27 protein-coding genes are annotated in these 24,948 nt (G+C 37.0%); 10 read left to right on the forward strand and 17 right to left on the reverse strand.

All coding sequences use genetic code 11. The annotated features are described in order from the left end of the window. Positions 1-14: 14 nt before the first annotated feature. The 3 genes from lspA (at position 15) to EYS08_RS00985 (ending at position 2,032) form a co-directional block, all read left to right on the forward strand. Complete coding sequence (lspA, locus tag EYS08_RS00975; protein WP_131028000.1) at positions 15-521, forward strand: signal peptidase II; 507 nt, start codon at positions 15-17, stop codon at positions 519-521. A 141-nt stretch (positions 522-662) separates the two neighbouring features. Beyond that, positions 663-1,412 carry a M57 family metalloprotease gene (locus tag EYS08_RS00980; RefSeq protein ID WP_131028001.1) on the forward strand — a complete coding sequence of 250 codons (750 nt, stop codon included), beginning with the start codon at positions 663-665 and terminating at the stop codon, positions 1,410-1,412. A gap of 203 nt (positions 1,413-1,615) precedes the next feature. Further along, positions 1,616-2,032: an OsmC family protein gene (locus EYS08_RS00985; RefSeq protein ID WP_086548955.1), complete on the forward strand. Its 417-nt coding sequence runs from the start codon at positions 1,616-1,618 to the stop codon at positions 2,030-2,032. 235 nt (positions 2,033-2,267) lie between these two features. Here EYS08_RS00985 and EYS08_RS00990 read toward each other — a convergent pair whose 3' ends face one another. After that, complete coding sequence (locus EYS08_RS00990; protein WP_131028002.1) at positions 2,268-3,908, reverse strand: NAD+ synthase; 1,641 nt, start codon at positions 3,906-3,908, stop codon at positions 2,268-2,270. Between the two features lie 48 nt (positions 3,909-3,956). Then, complete coding sequence (locus EYS08_RS00995) at positions 3,957-4,631, reverse strand: porin family protein (RefSeq protein WP_131028003.1); 675 nt, start codon at positions 4,629-4,631, stop codon at positions 3,957-3,959. Positions 4,632-4,662: 31 nt separating this feature from the next. On the opposite strand from EYS08_RS00995, the gene gldB reads away from it, so the two are divergent. From gldB to EYS08_RS01015, 4 genes are all read left to right on the forward strand, one after another. Then, the gene (gene gldB / locus EYS08_RS01000) at positions 4,663-5,697 is read left to right on the forward strand and encodes a gliding motility lipoprotein GldB (RefSeq protein WP_131028004.1); all 1,035 of its coding nucleotides are present in this window, start codon (positions 4,663-4,665) and stop codon (positions 5,695-5,697) included. A gap of 85 nt (positions 5,698-5,782) precedes the next feature. Then, the gene (locus EYS08_RS01005) at positions 5,783-6,553 is read left to right on the forward strand and encodes a patatin-like phospholipase family protein (RefSeq protein ID WP_131028005.1); all 771 of its coding nucleotides are present in this window, start codon (positions 5,783-5,785) and stop codon (positions 6,551-6,553) included. A gap of 321 nt (positions 6,554-6,874) precedes the next feature. Further along, positions 6,875-7,669, forward strand: a complete 795-nt coding sequence (locus EYS08_RS01010; RefSeq protein ID WP_131028006.1) for a M12 family metallopeptidase — start codon at positions 6,875-6,877, stop codon at positions 7,667-7,669. A gap of 75 nt (positions 7,670-7,744) precedes the next feature. Next, a complete protein-coding gene (locus tag EYS08_RS01015; RefSeq protein ID WP_131028007.1) occupies positions 7,745-8,662 on the forward strand; it encodes an omptin family outer membrane protease in 918 nt (305 codons plus the stop codon). On the opposite strand, the gene EYS08_RS01020 is transcribed toward EYS08_RS01015, so the two are convergent. The 5 genes from EYS08_RS01020 to EYS08_RS01040 all read right to left on the reverse strand — a co-directional run bounded on the left by EYS08_RS01020 (position 8,659) and on the right by EYS08_RS01040 (position 13,656). Next, entirely contained in the window at positions 8,659-9,375 is a 717-nt protein-coding gene (locus tag EYS08_RS01020; protein ID WP_131028008.1) for a 2-phosphosulfolactate phosphatase, read from the reverse strand. The genes EYS08_RS01015 and EYS08_RS01020 overlap by 4 nt on opposite strands. Positions 9,376-9,385: 10 nt before the next feature. Continuing rightward, a complete protein-coding gene (locus tag EYS08_RS01025; protein ID WP_131028009.1) occupies positions 9,386-10,450 on the reverse strand; it encodes a PDDEXK nuclease domain-containing protein in 1,065 nt (354 codons plus the stop codon). A gap of 34 nt (positions 10,451-10,484) precedes the next feature. After that, positions 10,485-11,564 carry a glycine cleavage system aminomethyltransferase GcvT gene (gene gcvT, locus EYS08_RS01030; protein WP_131028010.1) on the reverse strand — a complete coding sequence of 360 codons (1,080 nt, stop codon included), beginning with the start codon at positions 11,562-11,564 and terminating at the stop codon, positions 10,485-10,487. A 258-nt stretch (positions 11,565-11,822) separates the two neighbouring features. Beyond that, positions 11,823-13,025 (reverse strand): glycosyltransferase family 4 protein, encoded by a 1,203-nt coding sequence (locus EYS08_RS01035; RefSeq protein ID WP_131028011.1) that lies wholly within the window; start codon positions 13,023-13,025, stop codon positions 11,823-11,825. Positions 13,026-13,047: 22 nt separating this feature from the next. Then, positions 13,048-13,656 (reverse strand): ribonuclease HII, encoded by a 609-nt coding sequence (locus EYS08_RS01040; protein WP_131028012.1) that lies wholly within the window; start codon positions 13,654-13,656, stop codon positions 13,048-13,050. 100 nt (positions 13,657-13,756) lie between these two features. On the opposite strand from EYS08_RS01040, the gene EYS08_RS01045 reads away from it, so the two are divergent. The 3 genes from EYS08_RS01045 to EYS08_RS01055 all read left to right on the forward strand — a co-directional run bounded on the left by EYS08_RS01045 (position 13,757) and on the right by EYS08_RS01055 (position 15,433). Next, positions 13,757-14,095 carry a TfoX/Sxy family protein gene (locus EYS08_RS01045; protein ID WP_131028013.1) on the forward strand — a complete coding sequence of 113 codons (339 nt, stop codon included), beginning with the start codon at positions 13,757-13,759 and terminating at the stop codon, positions 14,093-14,095. Positions 14,096-14,172: 77 nt separating this feature from the next. Beyond that, positions 14,173-14,805 (forward strand): prealbumin-like fold domain-containing protein, encoded by a 633-nt coding sequence (locus tag EYS08_RS01050; RefSeq protein WP_131028014.1) that lies wholly within the window; start codon positions 14,173-14,175, stop codon positions 14,803-14,805. Between the two features lie 97 nt (positions 14,806-14,902). Further along, positions 14,903-15,433 carry a DUF4251 domain-containing protein gene (locus tag EYS08_RS01055; RefSeq protein WP_131028015.1) on the forward strand — a complete coding sequence of 177 codons (531 nt, stop codon included), beginning with the start codon at positions 14,903-14,905 and terminating at the stop codon, positions 15,431-15,433. 149 nt (positions 15,434-15,582) lie between these two features. On the opposite strand, the gene EYS08_RS01060 is transcribed toward EYS08_RS01055, so the two are convergent. From EYS08_RS01060 to EYS08_RS01100, 10 genes are all read right to left on the reverse strand, one after another. After that, positions 15,583-16,626 carry a glutaminyl-peptide cyclotransferase gene (locus tag EYS08_RS01060; protein ID WP_244215826.1) on the reverse strand — a complete coding sequence of 348 codons (1,044 nt, stop codon included), beginning with the start codon at positions 16,624-16,626 and terminating at the stop codon, positions 15,583-15,585. Between the two features lie 16 nt (positions 16,627-16,642). Then, complete coding sequence (locus EYS08_RS26560) at positions 16,643-16,783, reverse strand: PDDEXK family nuclease (RefSeq protein ID WP_394343098.1); 141 nt, start codon at positions 16,781-16,783, stop codon at positions 16,643-16,645. A 64-nt stretch (positions 16,784-16,847) separates the two neighbouring features. Next, entirely contained in the window at positions 16,848-17,006 is a 159-nt protein-coding gene (locus tag EYS08_RS26510) for a YraN family protein (protein ID WP_317130066.1), read from the reverse strand. 149 nt (positions 17,007-17,155) lie between these two features. Beyond that, entirely contained in the window at positions 17,156-19,135 is a 1,980-nt protein-coding gene (gene dnaG / locus EYS08_RS01070; RefSeq protein ID WP_131028017.1) for a DNA primase, read from the reverse strand. 127 nt (positions 19,136-19,262) lie between these two features. Further along, positions 19,263-19,922, reverse strand: a complete 660-nt coding sequence (locus EYS08_RS01075; protein ID WP_131028018.1) for an SGNH/GDSL hydrolase family protein — start codon at positions 19,920-19,922, stop codon at positions 19,263-19,265. 18 nt (positions 19,923-19,940) lie between these two features. Next, positions 19,941-21,509, reverse strand: coding sequence for a serine hydrolase (locus EYS08_RS01080; protein ID WP_131028019.1), 1,569 nt, complete (start codon positions 21,507-21,509; stop codon positions 19,941-19,943). Positions 21,510-21,569: 60 nt separating this feature from the next. Then, positions 21,570-22,511: a hypothetical protein gene (locus tag EYS08_RS01085; protein ID WP_131028020.1), complete on the reverse strand. Its 942-nt coding sequence runs from the start codon at positions 22,509-22,511 to the stop codon at positions 21,570-21,572. 98 nt (positions 22,512-22,609) lie between these two features. After that, positions 22,610-23,794 (reverse strand): M20 metallopeptidase family protein, encoded by a 1,185-nt coding sequence (locus EYS08_RS01090; RefSeq protein ID WP_131028021.1) that lies wholly within the window; start codon positions 23,792-23,794, stop codon positions 22,610-22,612. Then, positions 23,781-24,224 (reverse strand): SPOR domain-containing protein, encoded by a 444-nt coding sequence (locus EYS08_RS01095; protein ID WP_131028022.1) that lies wholly within the window; start codon positions 24,222-24,224, stop codon positions 23,781-23,783. The genes EYS08_RS01090 and EYS08_RS01095 overlap by 14 nt, the downstream gene beginning before the upstream one ends. A gap of 332 nt (positions 24,225-24,556) precedes the next feature. After that, positions 24,557-24,934 carry a PEGA domain-containing protein gene (locus tag EYS08_RS01100; RefSeq protein WP_131028023.1) on the reverse strand — a complete coding sequence of 126 codons (378 nt, stop codon included), beginning with the start codon at positions 24,932-24,934 and terminating at the stop codon, positions 24,557-24,559. Positions 24,935-24,948: the final 14 nt, after the last annotated feature.

Raw genomic sequence — 24,948 nt, forward strand, 5'->3', positions numbered from 1 at the left:
CTAATTATAAAAACATGCAACAGTTTAAAAACCTTAGGTGGTCTGTTCTATTATTACTGCTCACATTGAATTTTGGCTGCGATCAGATTTCTAAAAAAATTGTGCGTACCGAGATTAGCGATTATGAACATATCAGCATCATAAAAGACCGTTTTACCTTAACCAAAGTAGAAAATAGCGGTGCATTTTTAAGTCTTGGCGATAATATGCCCTATATTTTTAGGCTCATTATTTTAACTGGCTTACCATTACTTTTTTTGGGCTATGGGTTGTATTTCCTGTTTGCCAAACGTAATTTACCAATCAGTATGCAAATTGCCTTGTGTTTTCTGATAGGCGGCGGTATTGGCAACCTATATGATCGGATTGTACATGGATCGGTTACCGATTTTATGCATATGGATTTTTACCTCTTCCAAACAGGTGTTTTCAATTTCGCTGATATTTCGATTATGATAGGGGTAGTTATATTGCTTTTCCATTCTTTCAGAAGTAATACGCTAAAACAACAAATAGATTAGGGCCAAAGACAAGATTACAATACACTAATTAAAAATACAATATACCATGTATTAAAATTACATATTTGTATTTTTTGTGTTATATTTATTGATGTAATACTCAATTACAGCATATTACGATCTAAACCAAAAACCTAAACTATGAAAAACCTATTTAAAAAAACTGCACTGATTGCATTGCTATCAGTAGTCGTGATCTCATGTTCAAAGAAAAATGAGATACCAGCTGATCTGGAAAACGAAACCACTCAAAATCAAAAAGTTCTTGCTTACATCAAAAATCTTGGATTTTCAGATGCACAGATTGTAGAAAGTGGAGATAATTATGTTGTTGATGGCGATATCGTATTTGCTAAAAATATGGAGGTTCCTGCCGATAATGGAAAACCAATCACAGAACAATATTACAATGGCTATATTGTAACCAACAGCAGCAATATCCGCGTTAAAATCGATCCTTCTATAAACGGGATGATCAGCGAAATCAATTCTGCAATCAACCAATGGAATACGGTGCCTAATTCTAAACTCAAATTTGTGATTACAACAGGTACGGTTTATGATATCCTAATTAAAGTAGATAATACAATTGGAAGTTCTACATGCGGACAGGCTTATTTATCAACCTCCAACGGTAAAGCGGGCAATACCATTTGGATTAACCGCAATCTGATTCAAAACAATTCTTTCGCACAACGTACAAGAACCATAACACATGAATTTGGGCATACCATTTCATTTAGGCATACCAATCAATCTACAACTATTAATGTACCTGGGTTTGGAGGAACCGATGCACAATCGCTAATGAATGGCGGACAATGTGGAAGTGGCGCGACTGTTTTGTCAGCAAAGGATAAGCAGGCTACCGCGGTATTGTACCCTTTATAATTAAAAATCAGATAAATAACCTAAAAAGATCGTAATAAAAGGTGAGCTGTTTCTTTTGAAGCAGCTTCTTTTTTTTGAAAGCTTACTCAAATAGGATTTAGAAAATGATTTTACCACGATGATTTCTTAACAAAGAATTACCGCCATTAAACAAACATATTTTTATCTTTAGGTGTTAAACAATCTAAAAATAAAATCCAATCATGAAAAGAAATGCAACAGCCGTATGGCAAGGTTCTATTAAAGAAGGTAATGGTAACATCACTACACAAAGTACCACTTTAAATAATACTCAATATTCTTTTAATTCTCGCTTTGCAGAAGGCGTTGGCACAAATCCGGAGGAATTAATTGCTGCTGCGCACGCAGGCTGTTTTACAATGAAATTATCAGCTAACTTAACTGAAGCAGGATTTACAGCCGATAAATTGGAAACTAAATGCGAAATTAACCTGGATCCATCAAAAGGTGAAATTGTAGAATCACACTTAACGCTAACCGCTTCTGTACCTAATTTAACACAGGAAAAGTTTGATGAATTGGTAGCTGATGCAGAAAAAAACTGCCCGATCTCTAAATTATTAAACACAACGATTACTGTGGATGCTACTTTAGCATAAAGCATTTTTGTCATGCTGGGGCACGAAATATCTGTTTAGTAGCTTGCAGGTGCTTGGTACGTGCCATTCAGATTATAATAGAAAGATCGTCATTTCGAGCGGAGTGCAACGTAGTCGAGAAATTTTTAAAGATCTCTCCATTTCGCTACGCTCCAGTCGGGATGACGATCGATCTACAAATTTTCAGTTTAAACAGTTAATCGATCAACCTTCAAGTCTTCCAGCCTTAAAACAACTAAGCCATATATTTCCCTACAATCGGCATTCTTCGGCCCATACCAAATGCTTTTGGCGATACCCTTAAAATAGGTGGTGTTTGATAGCGTTTAAATTCTGCGACATTAACCATTTTCAGAATCCGCAGCACCAATGCCTCATCAAAACCTTGAGCAATAATGGCTTTCGAACCCTGTTTCTTTTCGATGTGCTGATATAATATTTTATCAAGTATTTCATATTCAGGCAATGAATCCGAATCTTTTTGATCGGGTCTCAACTCTGCAGATGGTGGTTTAACAATAGTATTGATCGGAATAATTTCCCTTTCTTTGTTAATGTACCTTGCCAGCTCAAAAACCTGCATTTTATACACATCACCTATTACCCCAATAGCACCGCACATATCACCGTATAAAGTACCATAACCAACAGCACACTCGCTTTTGTTTGATGTATTTAATAAAATATAGCCAAATTTATTACTCATGGCCATATTAATAATCCCACGGATGCGGGCCTGGATATTTTCCTCTGCAAGGTTAAAAGGTAAACCCTTAAAAGCCGGAGCTAAGATATGATCAAAAGCTTCTGCTACTTCCTTAATTGGCACAATTTCGTGCATGCAACCAATATTGTTAACCAAATCTAAAGCATCTTGAACAGAATGGTCGGAAGAGAATTTAGAAGGCATTAAAACGGCCATTACATTCTCTGAACCTAAAGCACTACAAGCCAAGGCACAAACCACAGCGGAGTCGATCCCACCTGATAAGCCCAAGACGGCTTTACTGAAACCAGATTTTTTAAAATAATCTTTTATGCCTAAAATCAATGCGTCGTGAATCTGCTCAATATCGGTCAATCTTTCCGATTGGGGATATTTATTACGCACATTTTCAACCTCCTCCAGGTCAAAAACCTGAAGATCCTCTTCAAAATACTTCATCTCTGCTTTCATGGCTCCATCAGCATCGAAAACCAAAGAACCACCATCAAAAATAATCTCAGTCTGTGCACCAACCTGGTTTACATAAAATACAGGCAGGTTATACTTTTTTGCGTTATCGGCCAATACTTTGATGCGTTCGTCATCATGGGTATAGGAGAAAGGAGATGCTGCAATGTTAATCATCACATCTGGCTGCTCTTTAATCAGCTCATCCATGGGGTTTGACACATACAATGGATTATCGTTGATATTCCACAAATCTTCGCAAATGGTTAAGGCAATTTTTTTTCCCTTAAAATCGATACAGTTAAATTGTGTGGCAGGTTCGAAATAACGGTATTCATCAAACACATCATAGGTAGGTAAAAGTGCTTTTTTAACCACGGCTTTAACTTTCCCTTCTTCGATAAAATAGGCAGCGTTAAACAGATCTTTTCCCTGTAATATTTCATTTTTGATCGGTAGACCGATGATACAAGCAATGTCTGTACAATGTTTGGCTATTTCCTGAGCGGCAGTTTCACACAATACGATAAACTCATCAAACTCCAAAAAATCTCTTGGTGGATAGCCACAGATAGCCAGTTCGGCAAAAACAACCAAATCTGCACCTTTATCTTTCGCCAATTGAATATTTTCGGTTATTTTTTTCGTGTTTGCCTCAAAGTTCCCGATATGGTAATTGAGTTGTGCCAGCGCTATTTTCATAGTTGTAGTATCAAGTATTATGAATTGAGTATCAAGACGATTATGCGGTTAAAAGAATACGCCGAAATTAAGTGCCAAATAATGATTTCTAACATCTCTGGCTTTATCCGTTACAATGTTAGTGAAACCGTTATTAAAAGTTAAACCCGCTACGATACTGGTATTGCCCGAAATATCAAATTCGCCACCACCACCGATGATTAATCCAGCACGATAAAGCTTAATGTTATCAGATACATTTAAATTATCGCCTACAACCGCTCCACCTGTTACAGCATCTTGTTTAGCACTGATGTTGATTGAATTAGACAATCCAAACTGACCATACCAACGTTTTCCATCAGCCTTAACTGTTTTTAGTTTAATGGTTAAAGGCAAGTCTACGTATTGCAACTTATATTTTAAATCGTAAGCTTTCGGTGCAGTGCTACCACTGGCGCTATAATAAGGCAGAACATTCGCCTCTGTACTTTTACCGTTTATAGAAGTGATGGTTAGCGCAGTAGAAAAACTATAATTCGGGGCAAAATTAAAATCACCGATTAATCCATAAGAAAAGCCCAAAGCTATTCCATCTGTTTTTCCCTGTTCAGGCTTAATCCAACCAAAAGTTGGAGTAGCGGTTAAACCTAACCTAAAACCGTAATTGGTTAAAGGAGAATTTTGCGCCCATGCGCCAAAACTTAAAAGAGATAAAATTAAAATGGCCGATATTCTTTTCATGCTATAGGGTGTTTATATATATTTGTTGTACATGATGTATAACGTAAAACACTGGCAAATTTATCTAATTTTTCTTTTTGCCGTCACATTTATTTCCTGCAGGCAAAGCAACAGGCCCGATGTAAGTAATATACAGGTAAACATTAAAATCGAAAGATTTGATAACGAGCTATTTGCCGGGAAAAACAAAAATATTATTGAGGTAGATAAACAGCTTAGTTCAAAATATGGTGTGTTTTATGACGATTTTATCCACCGGATTTTAGACAGCAAATACTCCAATACCGAATCGTTAGCCAATTTGTACCGCGACCAGGCTTATACCGATTTAAGCGAAGAAGTTGATAGTGTTTTTCCAAACTTAAAAATGCAGGAAGAAGGATTGACCGAAACTTTTAAATACATTAAATACTACTATCCGAAAGCGAAGATTCCAAAATTTATTTCTTTTGCTTCAGGTTTTGCTTACCAAATGCCCGTAGGAGATAACTATTTGGGTATTGGCTTAGATATGTTTTTGGGCAAAAACAGCAAATTTTATAGGGCTATTGTGCAAAGTGTGCCTTTATACCTATCGAGAAGGTTTACACCTGAATATATTGTGCCCCGTGTAGCCGAAACATACGCCCACGAAGAACTCTTTGCAGAGCCTGATGACAATAGAACCCTGTTGTCTAAAATGATCTTCCAGGGAAAGATTTTATACTTTTTAGATCAGGTTTTACCAGAAAATTTAAGCGATTCTACCAAAATTGGATATACTAAAGAGCAGTTAGACTGGGCACAAAATTTCGAAAGCGATATTTGGGCATATTTTTTGGAGAACAATTACCTGTATGAAACCGACTATCAAAAAATCCAGGTGTTTTTATCTGAAGGACCTTTTACGCCAGGTTTAGGTGAAAATAGAGATTCGGCACCAAAATTGGGTGTATGGATGGGTTGGCAAATTGTAAGAAAATATATGAAAGAACACCCCGATGTTACTTTACAACAATTAATGATAGATAACGATGCACAGAAAATTTTAAATCAATCGAAGTACAAACCGAAACAACAGAGATAGTTTATCAGTTTCTAGTTATCATTTTACAGTTCGCAGGCAAAAAAAATTAACAAACAATCTTTAATAATGATCCTAAAATAAACCTATGAAAGTTGGCATTGTATTATCAGGCGGAGGTATCAGGGGAATAGCACATTTAGGCGTTTTAAAAGCCTTTAGCAATTTGGGCATTACTTTTAGTCACATTAGCGGAACAAGTGCGGGAGCTATTGCTGGTGCTTTTTTTGCCGCTGGTATAGATCCGGAAGAAGGTTTGAATATTTTTCTTAAAACGAAACTCTGGCGCTTTGTACGCCCGGCAGTCGGGTCGTTAGGCTTAATCAATATTGAAAATACCGCTTTAATTTTAAAGGAATATTTTCCGGAAGATTCAATTGAGAAGCTAAAAATACCTTTAACCATTGCTGCTGTAAACTTTAGCGAAGGCCGATTAGTTTATTTTACAAAAGGACCGCTTATAAGGGCTATTCATGCTTCTAGCTGCATACCTGGCATTTTTAAACCCATTATGATTGATGGCCAGATGTATGTGGATGGCGGCATTTTAAACAATTTCCCGGTTGAACCTTTAATGGATGACTGCGATTTCATTATAGGTTCGTCTTGTAACCACCTTAAACCTGTTGATAAAATTACCGGTATTACCAATTTAATGGGACGTGCCGGCATAATGTCTATTAACCATGATATGGAAAGAAAAGCAAAATTCTGTAATGTATTAATCGAACCAAAAGGTTTAGGGGCCATTAGTACATTCGATATGAAACGTGCAGAAGATATTTATTGGCTGGCGCATGAAGAAGCCTTGATTACGATTAAAAATAGTCCAACAATTTCTGAATTAATTACAAAATAACAATTTGCTCCGTTAATCTACTTTTCACCAAATGTAATATTTAAACTACAACAAAATAGTTTATATTTACCAAACAAATAAGTGTTAAAAATACACTTATGCAATAAAAATATTACATTTCTCTTGGTGTTGATATAATATTATTTTACTTTAGGATTATACTTTGCAAATGCAGAGGAAATTAAACCTAAATGTCTATCTATGTTTTTCAACCTGATTATTCTTTTTCAAAGAAGAAGAATTCCTGTTTTTACGATCTTTTAACTTGATTTCCAAGTCAAAAATACAGATCATTAATTTTTACCTAAAAAAACCTAAAACATGAAATTCTTAAAATTAAATAAAACCCTATTAACGGCCCTTGCGCTAACTACAGTATTATACGCCTGTAAAAAAGAAAGACCTACAGAAACTGCTGATTTAGAAAAACCAGAAACAACTGCTGTTAATCCGCTTGGAGACATCAAGATCTGTACCGAAAGATCTTTAGATGGCACTACTCCAAGAGGTGCTGTTATAAAGTCTGTAAAATGGACTCCAGGAACCACAATTAAAGTAAGTTTAAACGGAAGTACGGCAGCAATTAGAGCAAAAGTGATCCAATATGCCAGAGAATGGGAAAATTACGCTAACATCAAATTCAATTTTGTAACCAACGATAATACTGCTAGAATCAGGGTAAGTTTTGTAAGCGGAGATGGATCTTGGTCTTACCTTGGAAAATCAACTCCAAGCACCGGCGCTACCATGAACTTCGGTTGGTTAACTTCAAGCACCTCTAATTCAGAATATAGCCGTGTGGTAATACATGAATTTGGTCACGCTTTAGGTATGATCCACGAACACCAACACCCATTGGTTGCTATTCCTTGGGATAAACCAGCTGTTTATGCTTATTATGCAGCTGCCCCAAATTACTGGACCCAAGCAGATGTTGACAATAATTTATTCGCGAAATACAGTACTACCCAGACGAATTATAGCGCTTATGATAAATATTCAATCATGCACTATTCGGTTCCAAACGAATTAACCATTGGTGATTACGAAGTGGGATGGAATACCGTATTATCACCTACTGATAAAACATTTATTGCATCAGTATATCCATTTTAGAAAATAAATAATTACACATGGTGGTATAATTGGCCACTATGTGTATTTTACTGCTATAAAAGATAAAAAATAGATATGTTGATCGCTCTGCGGATTTCCTTTGCCAAACCATTTTTAGCTTGCTCAATCTTTATTCTATTCTGTAAAGTCGCATCAGCACAAGATAGTCCCCACAAATGGAACATAAAACCTTATGTTGGTCTCCAGCAATCTAAATTTGATTGGTCTATTGCAGGTAACGCTGCAGGAACCAGTCCGAATATATTATCAGAACTGATCTGGAAAAATCTTAAAGGGCCTAGTTTTGGTCTAGACATCAAATACAATATTACCGATCGGTTTAGTGTTAAAGCCACTAACCAATACAGCAACATAACCAAGGGAGAAGTAGAGGATACCGATTATGCAGATGATAACCGACAAAGTGCTTTTTATTTCGATCTGCTTAATGCAAATGAAGGGCACTTATATGATGCCAATTTACAGCTTAGTTACCAACTGCTAAAATTTGGTAATTTTAACATTAATCCAATTGTTGGACTTTCATATAATCAGCAAAATTTTCATTTGTTAGAAAGTGCAAATAACCCTGACAGCAAAGGCTTAAACTCTACGTATGTAACAAGATATAAAGGATTCGATTTTGGAGCAGAAATTGTTCTTAAAATGCAGAAATTCAGTATAGGTGCTACAGTTTTAGGTGGTTTTTATACTTATTCGGCAAAAGCCAACTGGAATTTAATTCCTGATTTTGCAAAACCTGTAAGCTTTACACATAAGGCAAATTCCTTTTCGTTAAGTGGCGATATCAATCTGGCTGTACCATTGAACAAAAGTTTACGGGTAGAAGTTGACTATAAGATCAATAACATCAACACTTACTCTGGGGTAGATAAAGCTTATTTTAATAATAAACCAACAGAGGAAACTCAATTTAATGGAGCAAGTTTCAGAAAAAATGCGGTATTGCTGGGGCTAAATTTCAGTTTTTAATTCTTTAAGGCCACCAAACGTTCGCCTTCCAATACGGGGATTGTTTTGCAAAGATTTAACTGCAAACAGAAAACAACATCTTCTTCTATATTCAACTGAGCCAAACGATGGCTATGCGATGATTTATGAAGGTATTTCCTTAGATCTGCTTTAGCTAAAGCATACAAATCTTCTGCAGCCACACTAGAATCATCAAAATGTTCGAAATTTTGACGGAGATTATTTACCACAGCACCAGCAAAAAGGGTATCCTCTAAATTGAACTGATCTTTCCAACCGGCACAAAGCAAAAGCACATTTTTGTCCTGACTTTTCAAATAATCGCAAAGTGAATCCAAGTTCAGGAAAGCCCCAATTACAACCTGATAGGCCCTTTTCTGTGCCAAATGCAAGGCCTTAGTTCCATTGGTAGTTGTTAAAACGACTGTTTTTCCGTTTACTTTTTCATGGGTATAAGAGAATGGCGAGTTGCCGAAATCATATCCTGCTACCACTTCTCCATTTCGTTCTGCTGCCAATAAAAATCCGCTATCGCGATAGTTTAAACAATCTTCTACCTGAGCTACTGGAATAATCGCTTCTGCACCATTATCTATCCCGTAAGTAATAGATGATGTGGCTCTTAAAATATCGATAACCACCACAATACTTTGTTCGATATCATATAAATCAATCAAGGCTGGTGTTAAACAAACTTCTATTTTTTTTGACATATTCGATATTTTATTCACTTATAATTTCTTTTACCTTTTCTTCTAAGAGTTTTTGATCAGGCAAATAAAGTTGATACTTAGATACGAAGATTTTATTGGATAGCCCACCGGTTGCATATTTAACCAAAAATTCATTTTTATCAGCAGCGATGATAATTCCTATCGGATCATTATCGCCTTCAGCATTTTCTTCCTCTTTGAAATAGTTTAGATAAAAATTCATTTGGCCGATATCCTGATGTTTTACCTTTTTTGTTTTTAAATCAATCAATACAAAACACCTGAGTATACGGTGATAAAATACGATATCTACAAACATATGCTCATTATCGACAGTTATTTTAAACTGCCTCGCGACAAATGAAAAGCCCTTACCAAGCTCCAATAGAAATTTCTGGAGATTATCAATAAGTTTTTTCTCTAGTCCCGATTCTTTAATGATACTGCCAGTAGGGATGTTTAAAAATTCAAAAACATAAGGATCTCTGATTAGATCATCAGAGCTATTGATTACTTGGCCTTTTTCAGCTAAAGTTAGTACGCCTTCTTTATCTTTGCTTAGCGCTAGTCTTTGAAATAGAGCTGAATCAATTTGGCGTTTCATTTCTCTAAAACTCCAATTTTCTTTTATAGCCTGTGCTTCATAAAAACTTCTGGCAAGTTGATCAGAAATGGTTAAGAGTTCTGCGTAATGGCTCCAACTAAGAAAAACGCCAGACAGTGTTTGGCGTTTTGAGAATTCGCCAGACACTGTCTGGCGAATTAAATCTTCGTCTGCTAAGGGCTGAAATTTGGGATAATTTATATAAAACGAACGCATAAGCTGCAAACTTGACCGGCTAAATCCTTTGCCAAATTTTAACTTCAAATCTGCAGAAAGCGTTACAAGCAATTCCTTACCATATTCGGCCCTCTGTTTGCCGTGTTGTTCAAAATCAACAATATATCTTCCAATTTTCCAATTGGCAATAATCAGTTCAACATTAATTGCTTTTATTGCATTCTGCTTCGCCGTTTGTAAAGTTGACCCAATGTGGTAAAGCAGCTCGCTATATTTATTTCCTTCCAGTTCCATCACTTCAAAAACATTGTTGCCTTAGCTATAAATCTTATTTATAAAAAGGAAACTTAACCACTTTAGCTTTAATTGGCGTATTGCGGATTAAAATAAAAACTTCAGTTCCTTCTTTAGTAAAATCTTTTGCAATGTAGCCCATGCCTATTGCTTTTTGCAAAGAAGGTGCCTGGGTACCAGAAGTCACTTTACCGATAATATTTCCTTCGGCATCAGCAATTTCATAATCATGGCGCGGAATACCACGATCGATCATTTCGAAACCAACCAATTTCTTTTGAATACCAGCTTCTTTTTGTGCCAATAACGCCTCCGAATTGGTAAAAGATTTAGAAAATTTAGTAATCCAACCTAAACCTGCCTCAATAGGCGATGTAGTATCATCGATATCATTTCCGTATAAACAGAAACCCATTTCTAAACGTAAAGTATCCCGGGCACCTAAACCAATTGGCTGAATGTTGTACGGCGCACCTGCTTTAAAAATAGCATCCCAAATTTGATCAGCATATTGGTTTTCGAAATAAATCTCGAAACCACCAGCGCCGGTATAACCTGTTGCTGAAATAACTACATTATCAACACCAGCAAAGGTACCCTTAACGAAAGTGTAATATTCCATTGATGCCAAATCAACATCAGTTAATGTTTGTAACGCATCTGCTGCTTTTGGCCCTTGAATGGCTAAAAGAGAGGTTTTATCCGAAATATTGTGCATCTCTACATCTTTCGAATTGAATTGTTGAATCCAGTTCCAATCTTTTTCAATGTTTGATGCGTTAACCACTAACATGTAAGTTTTATCGTCTATTTTGTAAACCAAAAGGTCATCTACAATACCACCATCTTGGTTTGGCAAACAAGAGTACTGAACTTTTCCATCATATAATTTAGACGCATCGTTACTGGTTACACGTTGAATAAGATCTAACGCATTTTCACCTTTAAGAATAAATTCGCCCATGTGGCTTACATCAAAAACACCTACTCCGTTACGAACAGTTGCGTGTTCGGCATTAATACCTTCGTAAGTGACAGGCATATTGTAACCTGCAAATGGAACCATTTTAGCGCCTAAAGCGATGTGTTTTTCTGTTAATGCGGTGTTTTTCATCCGTAAATTTTATTTTTTATGATAATGAAGCCAGTATAGCTGATATTCTGTGAATTATGACGGCTTTATTCACTATTCTTCTTGGGGTGCAAAAGTACTAAGAAAAAGACAAAATTTTGGTGTTAATTTTAAGGAGATTTTAGATGATTTTTCTATTCATCCGTCATGCTGAACTTGTTTGAAAATCTATTAAAGAGATTTCCAGAGTTGACAACTTTTCTCTCTAAGTGCATAGAAAAATTGTCAACTCCTATATAGTTATGCACTTACCAATTCTTCGTAAATCTTTAGCATTTTACTAGAGATTAAATGAACGCCATGGTCGTTTTCGACTGTTTTGCGGGCGTTCTCTCCTATTTCTACCCAACGTTTAGGATTAATGATACATTGTAAAATCGACCGGTAAAATTCATCTGCAGAATCGGCAATTAAAATATCATGGCCATGTCTACAATTAATTCCCTCTGCAGCAGTAGTGGTGGCTATTATGCATTTTTTCATGGCCATACCTTCAATAATTTTTACCCGCATTCCAGTGCCTGAAATTAAGGGAACAATCATAATCGCTTTAGAATTCATAAACTCTACGGCATCAAAAACCTCACCCTCCACAATCAAATTTTCTGAGTCATATTCGAAGAAATGTTTCTGCATATTTTTCCCTGCGATATAAAAACGAAGGTCTTTATTTAGTTTTTCAATATCGGGCCAGATATCATCCAAAAACCATTCTAGTCCTTCCTGATTTGGTCGCCAATCCATCGCACCTAAATGAAAAAGTGTAGGAAAGCTGGTCTTGGTTTTATCTACCTTATATTTTTCTAAATCGATGGCAACCGGAAAAACCGACATTGGAATTTCGCAACCAAACATTAATATGCTTTGGCGGTCGGGCTCACTAATGGCAAAAATATGGTGAAAACGGTTAATCTGATCGGTTTCATAGGCTTTAAGTCGCTGGGCTAAAAAAGCTAAATATTTACGCCGAATGAGAAACTTTTCTGAATGAGAAAGACGTTCCCAAAGGGTAAATTCGATATTGTGTGCCCGATAGATGAGCTTGGCATTACTGTTTGCCTTAACCACATCCAGATAAGGAACAACAAAAAGCCCCTCAAATTGAATAATATCGAACACATTTTCTCGTAAGATATTTTCTAACTGCCGCGCAGCATCTTCGCTATAATAACGGGAAACGTTGTAAGATTCGTTAGTGAAAATATTAAAAAATGCCGACCAAACATTTACATCGGTGTCTAAATCGTAGGTATGGTATTTAATTTGTTCAAAAATAGGATCATAAATATCTTCGATATCAATCCTTCCTTTTGTAGGGTTGAGGCTAAACAAAGTAATATCTGCACCAAGTTGCAGCAAACCTTTTATGGTATTATAAACCACGATAGGATAACCACTATTTGGCGGAAAGGGAACCCGCTTAGTAATCAACAGAATTTTCACAATGTTGTGAAAATACGAAATTTTAGGCGTTTTTTGAAAACAGTTCTAACTGAGGATAGCTCACATTGAAAGTTTTACGGTGAAAAGGTGATAGCCCGATTTCGATTACAGCCTTGCGGTGTGCAATAGTTGGGTATCCCTTATTCTGCTGCCAATTGTAATGCGGAAAATCGACATGTAAATTGGTCATGTATTCATCGCGGTGGGTTTTCGCCAATATAGAAGCGGCGGCGATATTTAGATATTTACCATCGCCCTTTACAATGCAGCTGTGTGGAATTTGCGGATAGGTTTTGAAACGGTTACCATCAATTACCAGGTATTGTGGTTGGGTATGTAATTTTTCAATCGCCCTGTGCATGGCCAAAAAAGAAGCATTTAAAATATTGATCCGGTCTATCTCTTCATGATCGCAAGAAGCCACGGCCCAGGCTAGGGCTTCCTGTTCTATTATGGGTCTCAGAGAGGCCCTTTGCTCATGTGATAACTGCTTAGAATCATTTAATCCTTCTAACACAAAACCTTTAGGCAATATTACCGCCGCGGCAAAAACAGGACCAGCGAGGCAACCTCTCCCAGCTTCATCACATCCGGCCTCTAATAATTCTTCCTGATAACAGTTTAACAACATGCTGCAAATTTACTGAAATAGGGATAGTAAGAAAATTATTTTGTTCAACATCTTATAAACATTAATTTTAAGGATAATATAACGTGACTGATCTAAGCTCATGAAATACAACGAAACCCTAGCCCTTCGCGTGGCCGAACGTTTAATGCATATACAAGATGTAGAGGAAAAAGAGATGTTCAGCGGGCTTATTTTTATGGTGAACGGCAAAATGTGTATTGGTGTTTCGAAGAACAGCATGATGGTGAGGCTTGACCCCAATACTTTAGAAAATTTATCCGATAAAGATGGTTGGCAGCAGATGGTTATGGGCGGTAGACCAATGAAGGGCTACGTTTCGGTATCAGAAGATGTTTTAGGCCGGAATGATGAACTGGATTTCTGGGTTAACCTTGCTTTAGCTTTCAACCCTTTTGCGAAAGCATCTAAAAAGAAATAGTCAAATAACCAGCCACCAGCTTAAAAACTAGCAAGAGCCATATTTTTTGATTAATTTTGTTGTTCTAATCAAATTTTATGAAAAAAGGAGCTGCTATAGCGGTATTTCTGCTATCGATTTCATTTACTGTTCTGGCTCAAGTTAAAAGAACTGTAACATCAATAGAAACCAAAGAAACAAACACGCAACAGTTACGAACTCAGGCTCCCGAGGGGCATTACTGTGATTATTGTAAGCTAAACTATCCTGAATCACATTTCCCTTGCATCATGAAATCTATCAAAGGTAAACTAGACATGACCAGTGGCGAAGTAAGTTTTGTGGCCGGACAACCTATAGGTGGTATTGTGGTTAAAGGAGGTAAAAATCCGGGAGGCAATTCAATTAGCCTGCTAACTAATAAAAATGGCGAAATAGAATTTAACAATGCTAGTGCAGGGAATTATAAATTTATCATTTCTGTACCTTCCACTAACCCGAAATCGAGGGTAGCGGGCTCACCTATTGGCGGTATAATAGTTAAAGGTGGTAAAAATCCTGGAGGCAATTTAATCACTTTAATTACTAACGAAAACGGAGAAATTGAACTCAACAACCTTTCTGCAGGCACCTATAAATTCACAGCAATGGGAGCTTCTGCAACTGAGAAAAGTAATCCGTTATACAAATCGAGTTATTCGGAAAAGGTAAATCCACTATATAAAAACTAAAATCGTTAAATTTGCGCCACCGTCCATTTTTTGGCACTATTATGGAATCTTTCAAATCTGTGCATCTTTAAATTATTACACATTTAAAACACACATTATGAAACGTTTAAATTTAATATTGAGCCTTGCCTTTCTTTTGATTGGGGTTCAATTATTTGCCCAAACCAATAAGGAAACTACACTGAAAATTGTAGCGGATAAAAATTATACTTTTGTTGCCAATACCGCCCTGCCGATGTCGAATAATGATATTAACAGAGTATTAGCGATGATGCCAGGCAGTCAGGGTGGTGGCTCTATAAACCTGACGGGTTCGCAATACGATGTTAAGGTTACTAAAGACAGTATTGTTGCTTACTTACCTTATTATGGCAGATCGTTCTCTGCTCCGATGGATCCTACTCAAGGTGGTATTAAATTTACCTCTAAAGATTTTACCTACACAGAATCGAAGAATAAAAAAGGATCGTACACCATCCAGATTAATACAAAGGATGTAAAAAGAGAAAACTATCGGTTTACCATCAATATCTCCACCAGTGGCTATGCCTCATTAACGGCAAGCAGCATGAATAAACAACCCATTATTTTTAACGGTTATTTAGACGAACCCAAGAAACAGGATTAAGAGTAGAAAATCTGACTCGATAAATCGTCATTTCGAGCGGAGGAGTGCAACGCAGTCGAGAAATCTATAATAATAGATCTCTCCGTTTCGCTACGCTTCAGTCGAGATGACGATTACTCTTTCACAATCTGTTATAAGTCCGACCCTACTTATTTCTTAATCAACTCAATCTGAAAAATATGTGGCCACTTTTTACCGGCTACAAAAAGCCTTTTGCTTGCCTTGTCGTAAGCAATACCGTTCAATACATTATTGGCTTTTTCATCTTCAGTTTTAAAATAATCTGCAGGCAACAAACCAGATAAATCGATCTTGCTTTCAACGGCACCCGTTGCCGGATTGATGATGAGGATTTCATTTGTAGTGTAAACATTTGCATAAATTTTACCATCAATAATTTCAAGTTCATTCAGGTTTTGGATTGCGCCTTTGTTATCAAAAACATCAATCGAACCAATTTTTTGATAAGTATCTTTATTTAAGAAAAAGATGGTGTTCGAACCATCGGTATTCAATACTTTCTCGCCATCAAAAGCCAGGCCCCATCCTTCTCTGCCAATAGTGTACGAAAATTCAGATAGTTTTTTAAAGGTAGCTTTATCATATACGAAGCCAACTTTTTCGCGGTAAGTTAGCTGAATAATTTTGTTTCCGATTACGGTTATGCCTTCTCCGAAATATTGTTTATCTAAATCTGCTTTCTGAAGGATTTTGCCCGTAGATGGTTCCACTTTACGCAAACTGGAATGACCATAATCGCCAGCACTTTCGTAGAAAAAGCCATCATGATATTCTAAGCCCTCTACATAAGAAGAGGTATCGTGAGGCAAGGTTTTAATCACTTTATAGGTATATTCCATTGGTACCTGAGCTGCTAAAACATTAATGTTCGAGGTTAAATCTTCAGATTTTCCAGCACCAAATATTTTGGCTGTTACCAAGTGGTTACCCAATTTCAAACCTTCAGTTTTAAGTTTGATGGCCGAAGTATCGGCTTTTGAGATCATTTTAACGGTATCGATCAAGTAAACTACGGAGTCTACTTTTTGTTCTGCGCCAAACTGTACTTTAACCTCAAATTCATTCCCTGACGGCACATTAAGACCAGTCATTGGTGAAATAAAGCTACGGTAGGTTGTGGTAGAATCGTCTTTACATGAACTTACAAATGCAAGTGTAATTCCGATAAACATGAAACTTTTAATGGGGTTAATCTTCAGGCCAAAACGCATCTTCAATGTGATTTAAATTATAATTTTTGTTTTTTGTAAATGTAATTGCAATAATATCAAAACGGATATCATTTTGATGGTTCATTAATTCAATATAGGCATTAGTGGCCAATTCCATCTGAATTTGCTTCGCTTGGTGTACAAATTCTTCAGGTTCGCCGAAAGCGACCGAACTCCGGGATTTAACTTCTACAAAAAATGATCCCGTTTTTATAAACGATTAGATCTACCTCTGCTTTACCATACGTCCAGTTTTCATCTAAAATCTCGTATCCGCTATCTTCCAGATACCGTTTGGCAATACTTTCTCCTTCTTTACCTAATTCGTTGTGTAATGCCATTCCTAACAATTATTGAATGAGTGAGTTTTGAATGAATTTTATAGCTTCTTTATCTAGGACGATCGTCATGATTGAAAAGCCTTCATTTCGAGCGGAGTACAACGCAGTCGAGATGACGAAATCTCTACAGAACTCCTGTCATTTGTATTTTACTTAACAATAACAGAGCCCAGGAATTTAGAGATTTCTCGTTCAACCCCTTTAATTACGCCATAACGTTGCATTAAAATCATTTGGTTATCCTCGTTCTTCTCCTCTTTAATTTCTTTTAACAGGTTCATCAATATTTTTTCGACTTTACGCTTTTTAAGGTGAAAAATACCCCCTAAAATAGTCGCTTTTAAATTCATCGTTTCATCTTTAACATAGATAAGATGTTTATTTAACCAGTTCTCACTTAAAGCATATTCTGAGGTGGAAAGTGTAATGGCCAAATCGGCAATATCTCTATCCTCATGTTTAACAAAGTGGTTCGATGTAGGTAATCGGCCGTTATCGATTTCTGATTTATAATAATCGATAATTCTTTTGCAGAGTGGATCATCAAATTCTACATCGCTCAGATTCTGCATGATGAATGAGCCAATGTACATATCATCAATTTTATCCCAGTTTACAAATTCATGCCCGAAAGCCAGTAATAAGCGTACAATTTCCTTTTCCTGATGCTCATTTTCTTCTATGGGTGCTTCATGACCCATTGGGCCTACACTGTCATCCCATAAATCATCGGGAGGGCCAAGTGGTTCTGGTGCACCTGATGAATATGGTTTTGGACTTGATGAAGGATTTGCCCGTTGGTTACTATCGAAACTTTTCTTAAGCTTAGCCGAGCGCATTTTATTTAACTCACTCAGCAAGATATGCTCATCAATTTCAAGTAAACTGCTACACTCACGGATAAAAACAGATGCTTTAATCGGGTCAGGGATTTTGGCAATACTTTCTACAATATCGCGGATAATGCCTGCTCTTTTGATTGGATCATTTCCTGCATCTTTAAGCAGCACATTCGCCTTGTATAAAATAAAATCTTTTCTGTTCTCCTCAAGATAGGTTTTAAAAGCGCCCGCACCAACATGGTGCATATAAGAATCAGGATCGTGACCATCGGGGAAGGAAACGATTTTCACGTTCAGTCCTTCTTCCAAAATCATATCCAAGCCACGGAGCGAAGCTTTAATACCTGCAGCATCGCCATCAAATAAAATGGTAATGTTTTGGGTAAATCTTCCGATCAGTTTAATCTGTTCTACAGTTAACGAAGTACCCGATGAGGCGACTACATTTTCTATACCAGCCTGATGTACCGAAAGTACATCGGCATAACCCTCGGCCAGGTAACAGTTATCTAAATCGCGGATGGCTTTTTTGGCGTGGAATAAACCATAAAGCACATTCGACTTGTGATAAATTTCGCTTTCAGGTGAGTTTACATATTTCGGAACGTTTTTATCCGTTTTTAGCGTTCTACCACCAAAACCAATAATCCTTCCGGTAAAGTTATGAATTGGAAACATTACCCGACCGCGGAAGCGATCGTAAATTTTGCCGTTATCATTTTTGATCGATAATCCGGTGGCTTCTAAAAACTCCAATTTATGTCCGGAGTTGATTGCGCTTTGCGTCATTGCATCCCATACATCGGGAGAATAACCCACCTCGAATTTTTTAAGGATGTCTTCCCTAAAGCCACGTTCTTTAAAATAGCTCAGGCCTATTCCCTTTCCTTCATCTGTTTCCCAAAGCTGTTTTACAAAAAATGCAGCAGCGTACTGCGAAACTACGTAAAGGCTTTCTTTGGCACTTTGTGCTTCGGCATCCTGAGGGCTTAGTTCAGCTTCCTCAACTTCTATATTGTATTTATTGGCTAAAAATTTAAGTGCCTCCGGATATGAATATTTTTCATGATCCATAATGAAGCGCACCGAATCGCCTCCTTTACCGCAACCAAAACATTTATAAATGCCTTTAGTTACCGATACGTGAAAGGAAGGCGTTTTTTCGCCGTGGAATGGGCAATTACCAATTAAACTGGTTCCGCGTTTTTTTAAGTGCACAAAATCCCCAACTACCTCCTCAATTCGGGCGGTATCCATTATCTTATCTATCGTTTCGCGGTTTATCATATACGCACAGCTCTTTCCTCTTCTTATTTAACCACAAAGATAACAGAGAAAAAACACAAAGAACACAGAGAAAATTTCTTTGTGTTCTTTGCGGAATACTTTGCGCGCTCTGCGGTTTAAAAACTTACTATTTTACCAAAGGCAATAACTGATCGGCAACCAATTTATTACCTGTTTCATTTAAATGTACTCTATCAACGGTTAAAATACCTTTTTCTTTATCTTCTGGATTATTTTTCGCCTCGTATTCTGCAAAAATTTTCCTTAAATCGCATATAGGGAGATTGTTTTTTGCAGCTAATGTTCTAATCCCTTCAGCATATTTATTTAAATCGGCATCTAACTCATTGGTGCCATCCTTTTTCTCACCAACAACTGATGGAGTAACCAATACCACTTTGCTACCCACACCTTGAATTTTATTAATCAGTGCCTGATAAAACTTTAAATATTTATCATAATCGGTTCCGGTATGAGAAGATTGTTTATGCCAAACATCATTAATACCTACGTAAATGACCACTAAATCGGGTTTCTTGTTCAGCACATCATCTTCTAAACGCAGGTATAAATCGTAAACTTTGTTACCTCCTATTCCGGCCCCAATTATATCGTATTTAGTAGAATCGAGCGATTTTTTGATCAGGGTTACATATCCGTTTTTTGAAACACCCTGTTGGGTAATCGAATCGCCAAAGAAGATAATCCTTTTTGGTTTAAATGTCATTGATGTTAATGCAATTAAGCAAAAGCTTAGTAAAATACTTGTTTTTAATAGTGTTTTCATTGTGTATAATTGGTTAGGTTATTTTTTATCGGCCTTTTTAAAATCCAGGTCCTGGAAATCGAAACTAAAATCGGTTAGCGGCGAAATCGCTTCCATTTTAAAACCATCGGCCAAAGCATTGTTATCTAAACTAAAATTAACAAAAGCATCAGCATCTAAGCTTCTATCATACCATTTTACAATAAAGGTATTTCCTTTGTAGTAAGTCATATCACCTTTCAATTTTAGAGCATTTTTAGCTTGAAAATGCATCTTGCCATTCACCTCACTGATGTTTACATCGCCGAACCAGGCATCGTGGAAAGTGCCATAATAATTTTTAGCATCTGGCTTTGTGGCCGATAGTTTTTGTTGAGCTGCAATATCGTTCCAAACTTTGCTTACCATTTCATCAGCCTGTTTTTCGTTTCTGAGCCTGTTATCGTTATAGGTTTTAATCCTGTCCTGTCCTTTAATCCCAAGATAACCATCTTTAATCGAATTGGTGATTGAATTAAAAGCAGCACCAGATTGCTGATTGGTTAATACAATAATGCCCAATTTCATCTCTGGAATAATCGTTACCTGTGTTACAATCCCTGACAGACCGCCTGTATGTGTTGCCTGAAAATTGCCATTTACATTACTCAAAAACCAACCTAAGCCATAGCTGCTAAAAGCGGCTGGATTGCCACCTGCAATAATGGTCTGTGGGGTCCAAAGTTCTCTTGCTACAGCAGGGCTGAATAATTTCTTGTCCAATGCCTCACCGTATTTCCCTCCATTGATCATCGCCATTACCCATTTGCTCATATCGGTAACGTTCGAATAAATCCCACCAGCCGCATTTGCGATCTCTCCAAAACTTAGTCCTACAGGAAGCAGTTTACCTTCGTAAGGGGCATGGCCATCAATTACATTCGATTTGTCTTTTAAGCGGTACCATGAAGCTGCCGTTTTAGTCATGCCTAATGGTTTAATAATCCTGCTCTCAATAAAATCTTCATATGTAATTCCAGAAACCCTTGCTACCACATCGCCTGCAACAATATACATCAGGTTGTCGTAATCATATTTTGTACGGAAAGAAGAAACTGGTTTTAAATAGCGGAGGTTATGGATCAGTTGTTTTTTATTTACTATTGACGAATCTGGCCAGATCATTAAATCGCCAGCGCCTAAACCCAAACCACTACGGTGTGTAAGCAGATCGCGGATGGTAAATTCGCTAGTTACATAGGCATCGTACATTTTAAACTCCGGAATTACGTCGGTCACTTTTGTATCCCAGGTAATTTTCTTTTCATCAACCAGCATACCCAAAGCGGCAGCGGTGAAAGCTTTTGTGTTTGATGCCACACCAAAAAGGGTATTCTCATCAACCTTTTTATTGGTTTTAATGGAGCTTACGCCATAACCTTTTAAGTGGATAATTTTACCGTCTTTGATTACAGAAACTGCAATTCCAGGAACATTAAAGGTGGTAAGTGTTTTTTCTACAACACTATCGATCTGTTTTGAAGTGAGCACCTGTGCATGCACATGAAGGCTCAAAAACAGTGATAAAGCTAATGATATTTTAAATTTTAACGGCGAAAGGGATTGCATATTTATCGGTTTAAATAATCGTTTAAAGATAATAAATCTTTTTATGCGATAGTCAAATCCTTATTTGCCCTTTTCGAGTTTATAATCTTTGTGTACGATTAAAAAACTAGCCCGTTCTTCCTTTTTGAAAGGATAATCCCAGTTACCTTGATAGGTAATTTTGGTTGGTAATTTATCCTCTCCGAAATAGCCCATTTCTATATTCATCTGCACATCAAAATCGAAAAGCATGTTGCTGTATTTCATGTCTACATAACGCCCCAGAATATTGAAATTTCGTTTATCAAAAATGGTAACCAGCTCCTTAATCATGATGCCATCTTTTGTCCAGCTGCTTAAATCAGGCTTAACTGAAACCTTAAAACGATACACAGGAATAGAATCGAGATAAGTGCCGCTTGTGAAACCATAATCATAATACTGGCGCATATTGGCCGAAAAAATTTCAGTTTTACTGCCAATAAAAGGAACTTTTACCGGCCGGCCAGGATTAAAGATCAATGTTTTGAGCTTGTCTTTATAACTTTCGTTTGTTCCGCCCTTTCCGTCAGGTTTGGGTGCATTGGGTACAAAATCGGTGTTGTAGGCATTCATAAAAATGTAATCGAACATCTCTACTGTATAAAGTTGGTATTTGCCGTTTTTCTTATAAATTTTGCCGGTATCCTGTTTTACCAGATACTCCATTTTATAAGGCCCGCTATTGTTATGTCTTATTTTACGGTAAATTTTCCCATCAACCTTGTTCTTTTTATCGTAACTGTAAATCCTGTTTTCGGCAATGAAAGAATAACGTTTCATATCCCTAAACGACTGATAAAAGGAAGTATCGTACATTACCTTTCTGATAAATGTCTCTACATTCAACTTTTCGGCTTTGATATTTACTGTAGAATCGAGGGTAATGGTTTTAATTGTATCAGGATTAAAACGGTTGATTTCCTGAGCAAAACCTGTGTAAAAGAGCGACGTTAACAATAAAAACAAAAATACTTTTTTCATGGAAGGTAGATGTAAACGGTAAAATGGATAATGTATCATAAAAGATGTAAAACGGGAGAAAGATTAATTCCGTTCATCTTACATCCTCCACCTTATCATTAATTTCCTAATTGTTTTAAAGCAATATAAGCCATTAATCCTGTTGATATTTTTAAGGCGTCTTCATCAATATCAAATCGAGGGGTATGTACTGAATATTGTGTGTCTTTTACGGCGTTCCCAGTACCTAAACGATAAAAACATGCATCTGTTACCTGCGAGTAGAAAGAAAAATCTTCGGCAGCCATCCAGATATCTAAATCAACCACATTGTCTTTCCCCAAAAATTCTTCGGCAAAGGTCTTTGCATTTGCGGTTAGTTTTTCTTCGTTAATTAAAAATGGATAACCTCTGTGAATATCAAAATCGCAGCTTCCCCCCATACTTTCGGCAATTCCTTCAGCCATTTTTTTCATGCGTTTATGTGCTTCATCTCTCCAGTTTTCATCCAGGGTCCTAAATGTGCCCTCGATTTTCACTTCATTTGGAATAATGTTGGTTGCGCCATTGGCATTTACCTTACCAAAAGATAAAACCGAAGGCGTACGCGGATCGGCATTGCGACTAACAATCTGTTGCAAAGCAATAATGATATGCGATGCAATTAAAACCGGATCAATATTTTGGTGAGGCTGCGCGCCATGACCACCTTTCCCAGTTACAGTAACGTACAATTCATCGGTTGAGGCCATGTAAATACCTGAACGGAAACCTACTTTACCAGCATCAATTAACGGCATTACATGTTGACCAACAATATAATCAGGTTTTGGATTTTCCAACACACCTTCTTTAATCATGATACTCGCTCCACCTGGTAATAACTCCTCTGCGGGCTGGAAGATCAATTTGATGGTTCCACCGAATTCATCTTTCATTTGGTTTAGGATATGAGCTGTTCCTAAAAGTGAAGAAGTGTGAACATCGTGTCCGCAGGCATGCATTACACCATGGTTTTTAGAACGGTAAGGTTTGTCGTTTGCTTCGTGAATAGGTAAAGCATCCATATCGGCACGTAAGGCAATTACTTTATCAGATGGCTGGTTGCCCTTAATTAAACCTACCACACCTGTATTGGCACAATCGGTATATTCAATTCCCCATTTTTTTAATTTATCCTTGATGAACAATGAGGTTTCGAATTCTTTGAAAGATAATTCAGGATTGGCATGGATATGTTGACGATAGCCTACTACATCGTTAAAAATGTTGGCAGCTAGTTCTTGGATTTTATTTTTGATCATTACTTGTTGTGGTATCTAAACTTGGTGCATTAATTTTCTCCCTAAAAATAAACAGTGTAGGGAAGTTTGGTCTGAGTTCATTTATAAGGCGTTGCGCTTCCAAACGTGTTCTAAAATCGCCCACTCGAACATAATAGTTAGGTTCTTTATAAACGAGGTAGGTATTATATTTAGGATAAAGTCCTTTAAACCTGGCCTGTTCGCTAAAAACCTCACGCCGGTCTGACCCATAGAAAATCTGTACGCGGTAACCATAAGCCGAAACAATGGGTTTGCCCGGTTTCACCTCTCCAGAAGTCTTATAAACTTGTAACCGTTTGGCAATTAAACTATCAATTAAGGGATCTTTTATAACCGTAACCTCTCCTTTTTGTGCAAAAGCAGTGGTAAAAAGGAACAAACAGCCTATAAAAGTTAATATTGTTTTCATGTGTAAAAGACCTTGGCATTTAGTGAGCAGATGAATAAAATATCATCTCATTTCTTCTTAACAACAAGAATGCCGAAATCGTTGCAAAAATCGGCATTCTTTATGGGTTAAACAAATAGTTATTATTTGAGTAGTTTTTTCGGTTCGTCATTTCGAGCGAAACGCAGTGAAGTCGAGAACCCGAAGGCTCTGCGAAGCAAAATCTTTTAAAATGATTAATCGTGTAAGATTTCTCCACTGCGGAAATGACGATTGATCGCGATAATCGCACTAATAAAAAAGCCAGATTCCTTTCGAAATCCGGCTTTAAGAAAAAAAAATTAAGCGATTAATTAATTCGACTTCTTAGCTTCAAGTGTAAATTCATAAACTTTTGGATCATATTTCATCATCGCTCCTGTAGCAGCATCAACAATAAATCCTGGAATAAACAAGAAATTTACCACAGATACGGCATTAAATGTAGATTGGGGCTGAAATGTTTTGGTTTCATAACCATCAAGTTTTAAACTGATGGTTTGTCCGGTAAATCCCTTTTTTAGCGGCACAGCCATTGGTGTAACGCCTGTTTTAACACCATCTACTTCGATAGTAGCGGCAGGTGGATCTGAATTGATTTGAACAGTTTGGGTGGTTCCCGTAAAAATAGTGGCGCAGCTCGATAGCAGCAATGTCGCTGAAACAGCGGCAATGTTAATAACTTTTTTCATTTGTGTGTGTGTTG

Source organism: Pedobacter kyonggii (genome assembly GCF_004310665.1).
GTDB classification, from domain to species: Bacteria; Bacteroidota; Bacteroidia; order Sphingobacteriales; family Sphingobacteriaceae; genus Pedobacter; species Pedobacter kyonggii.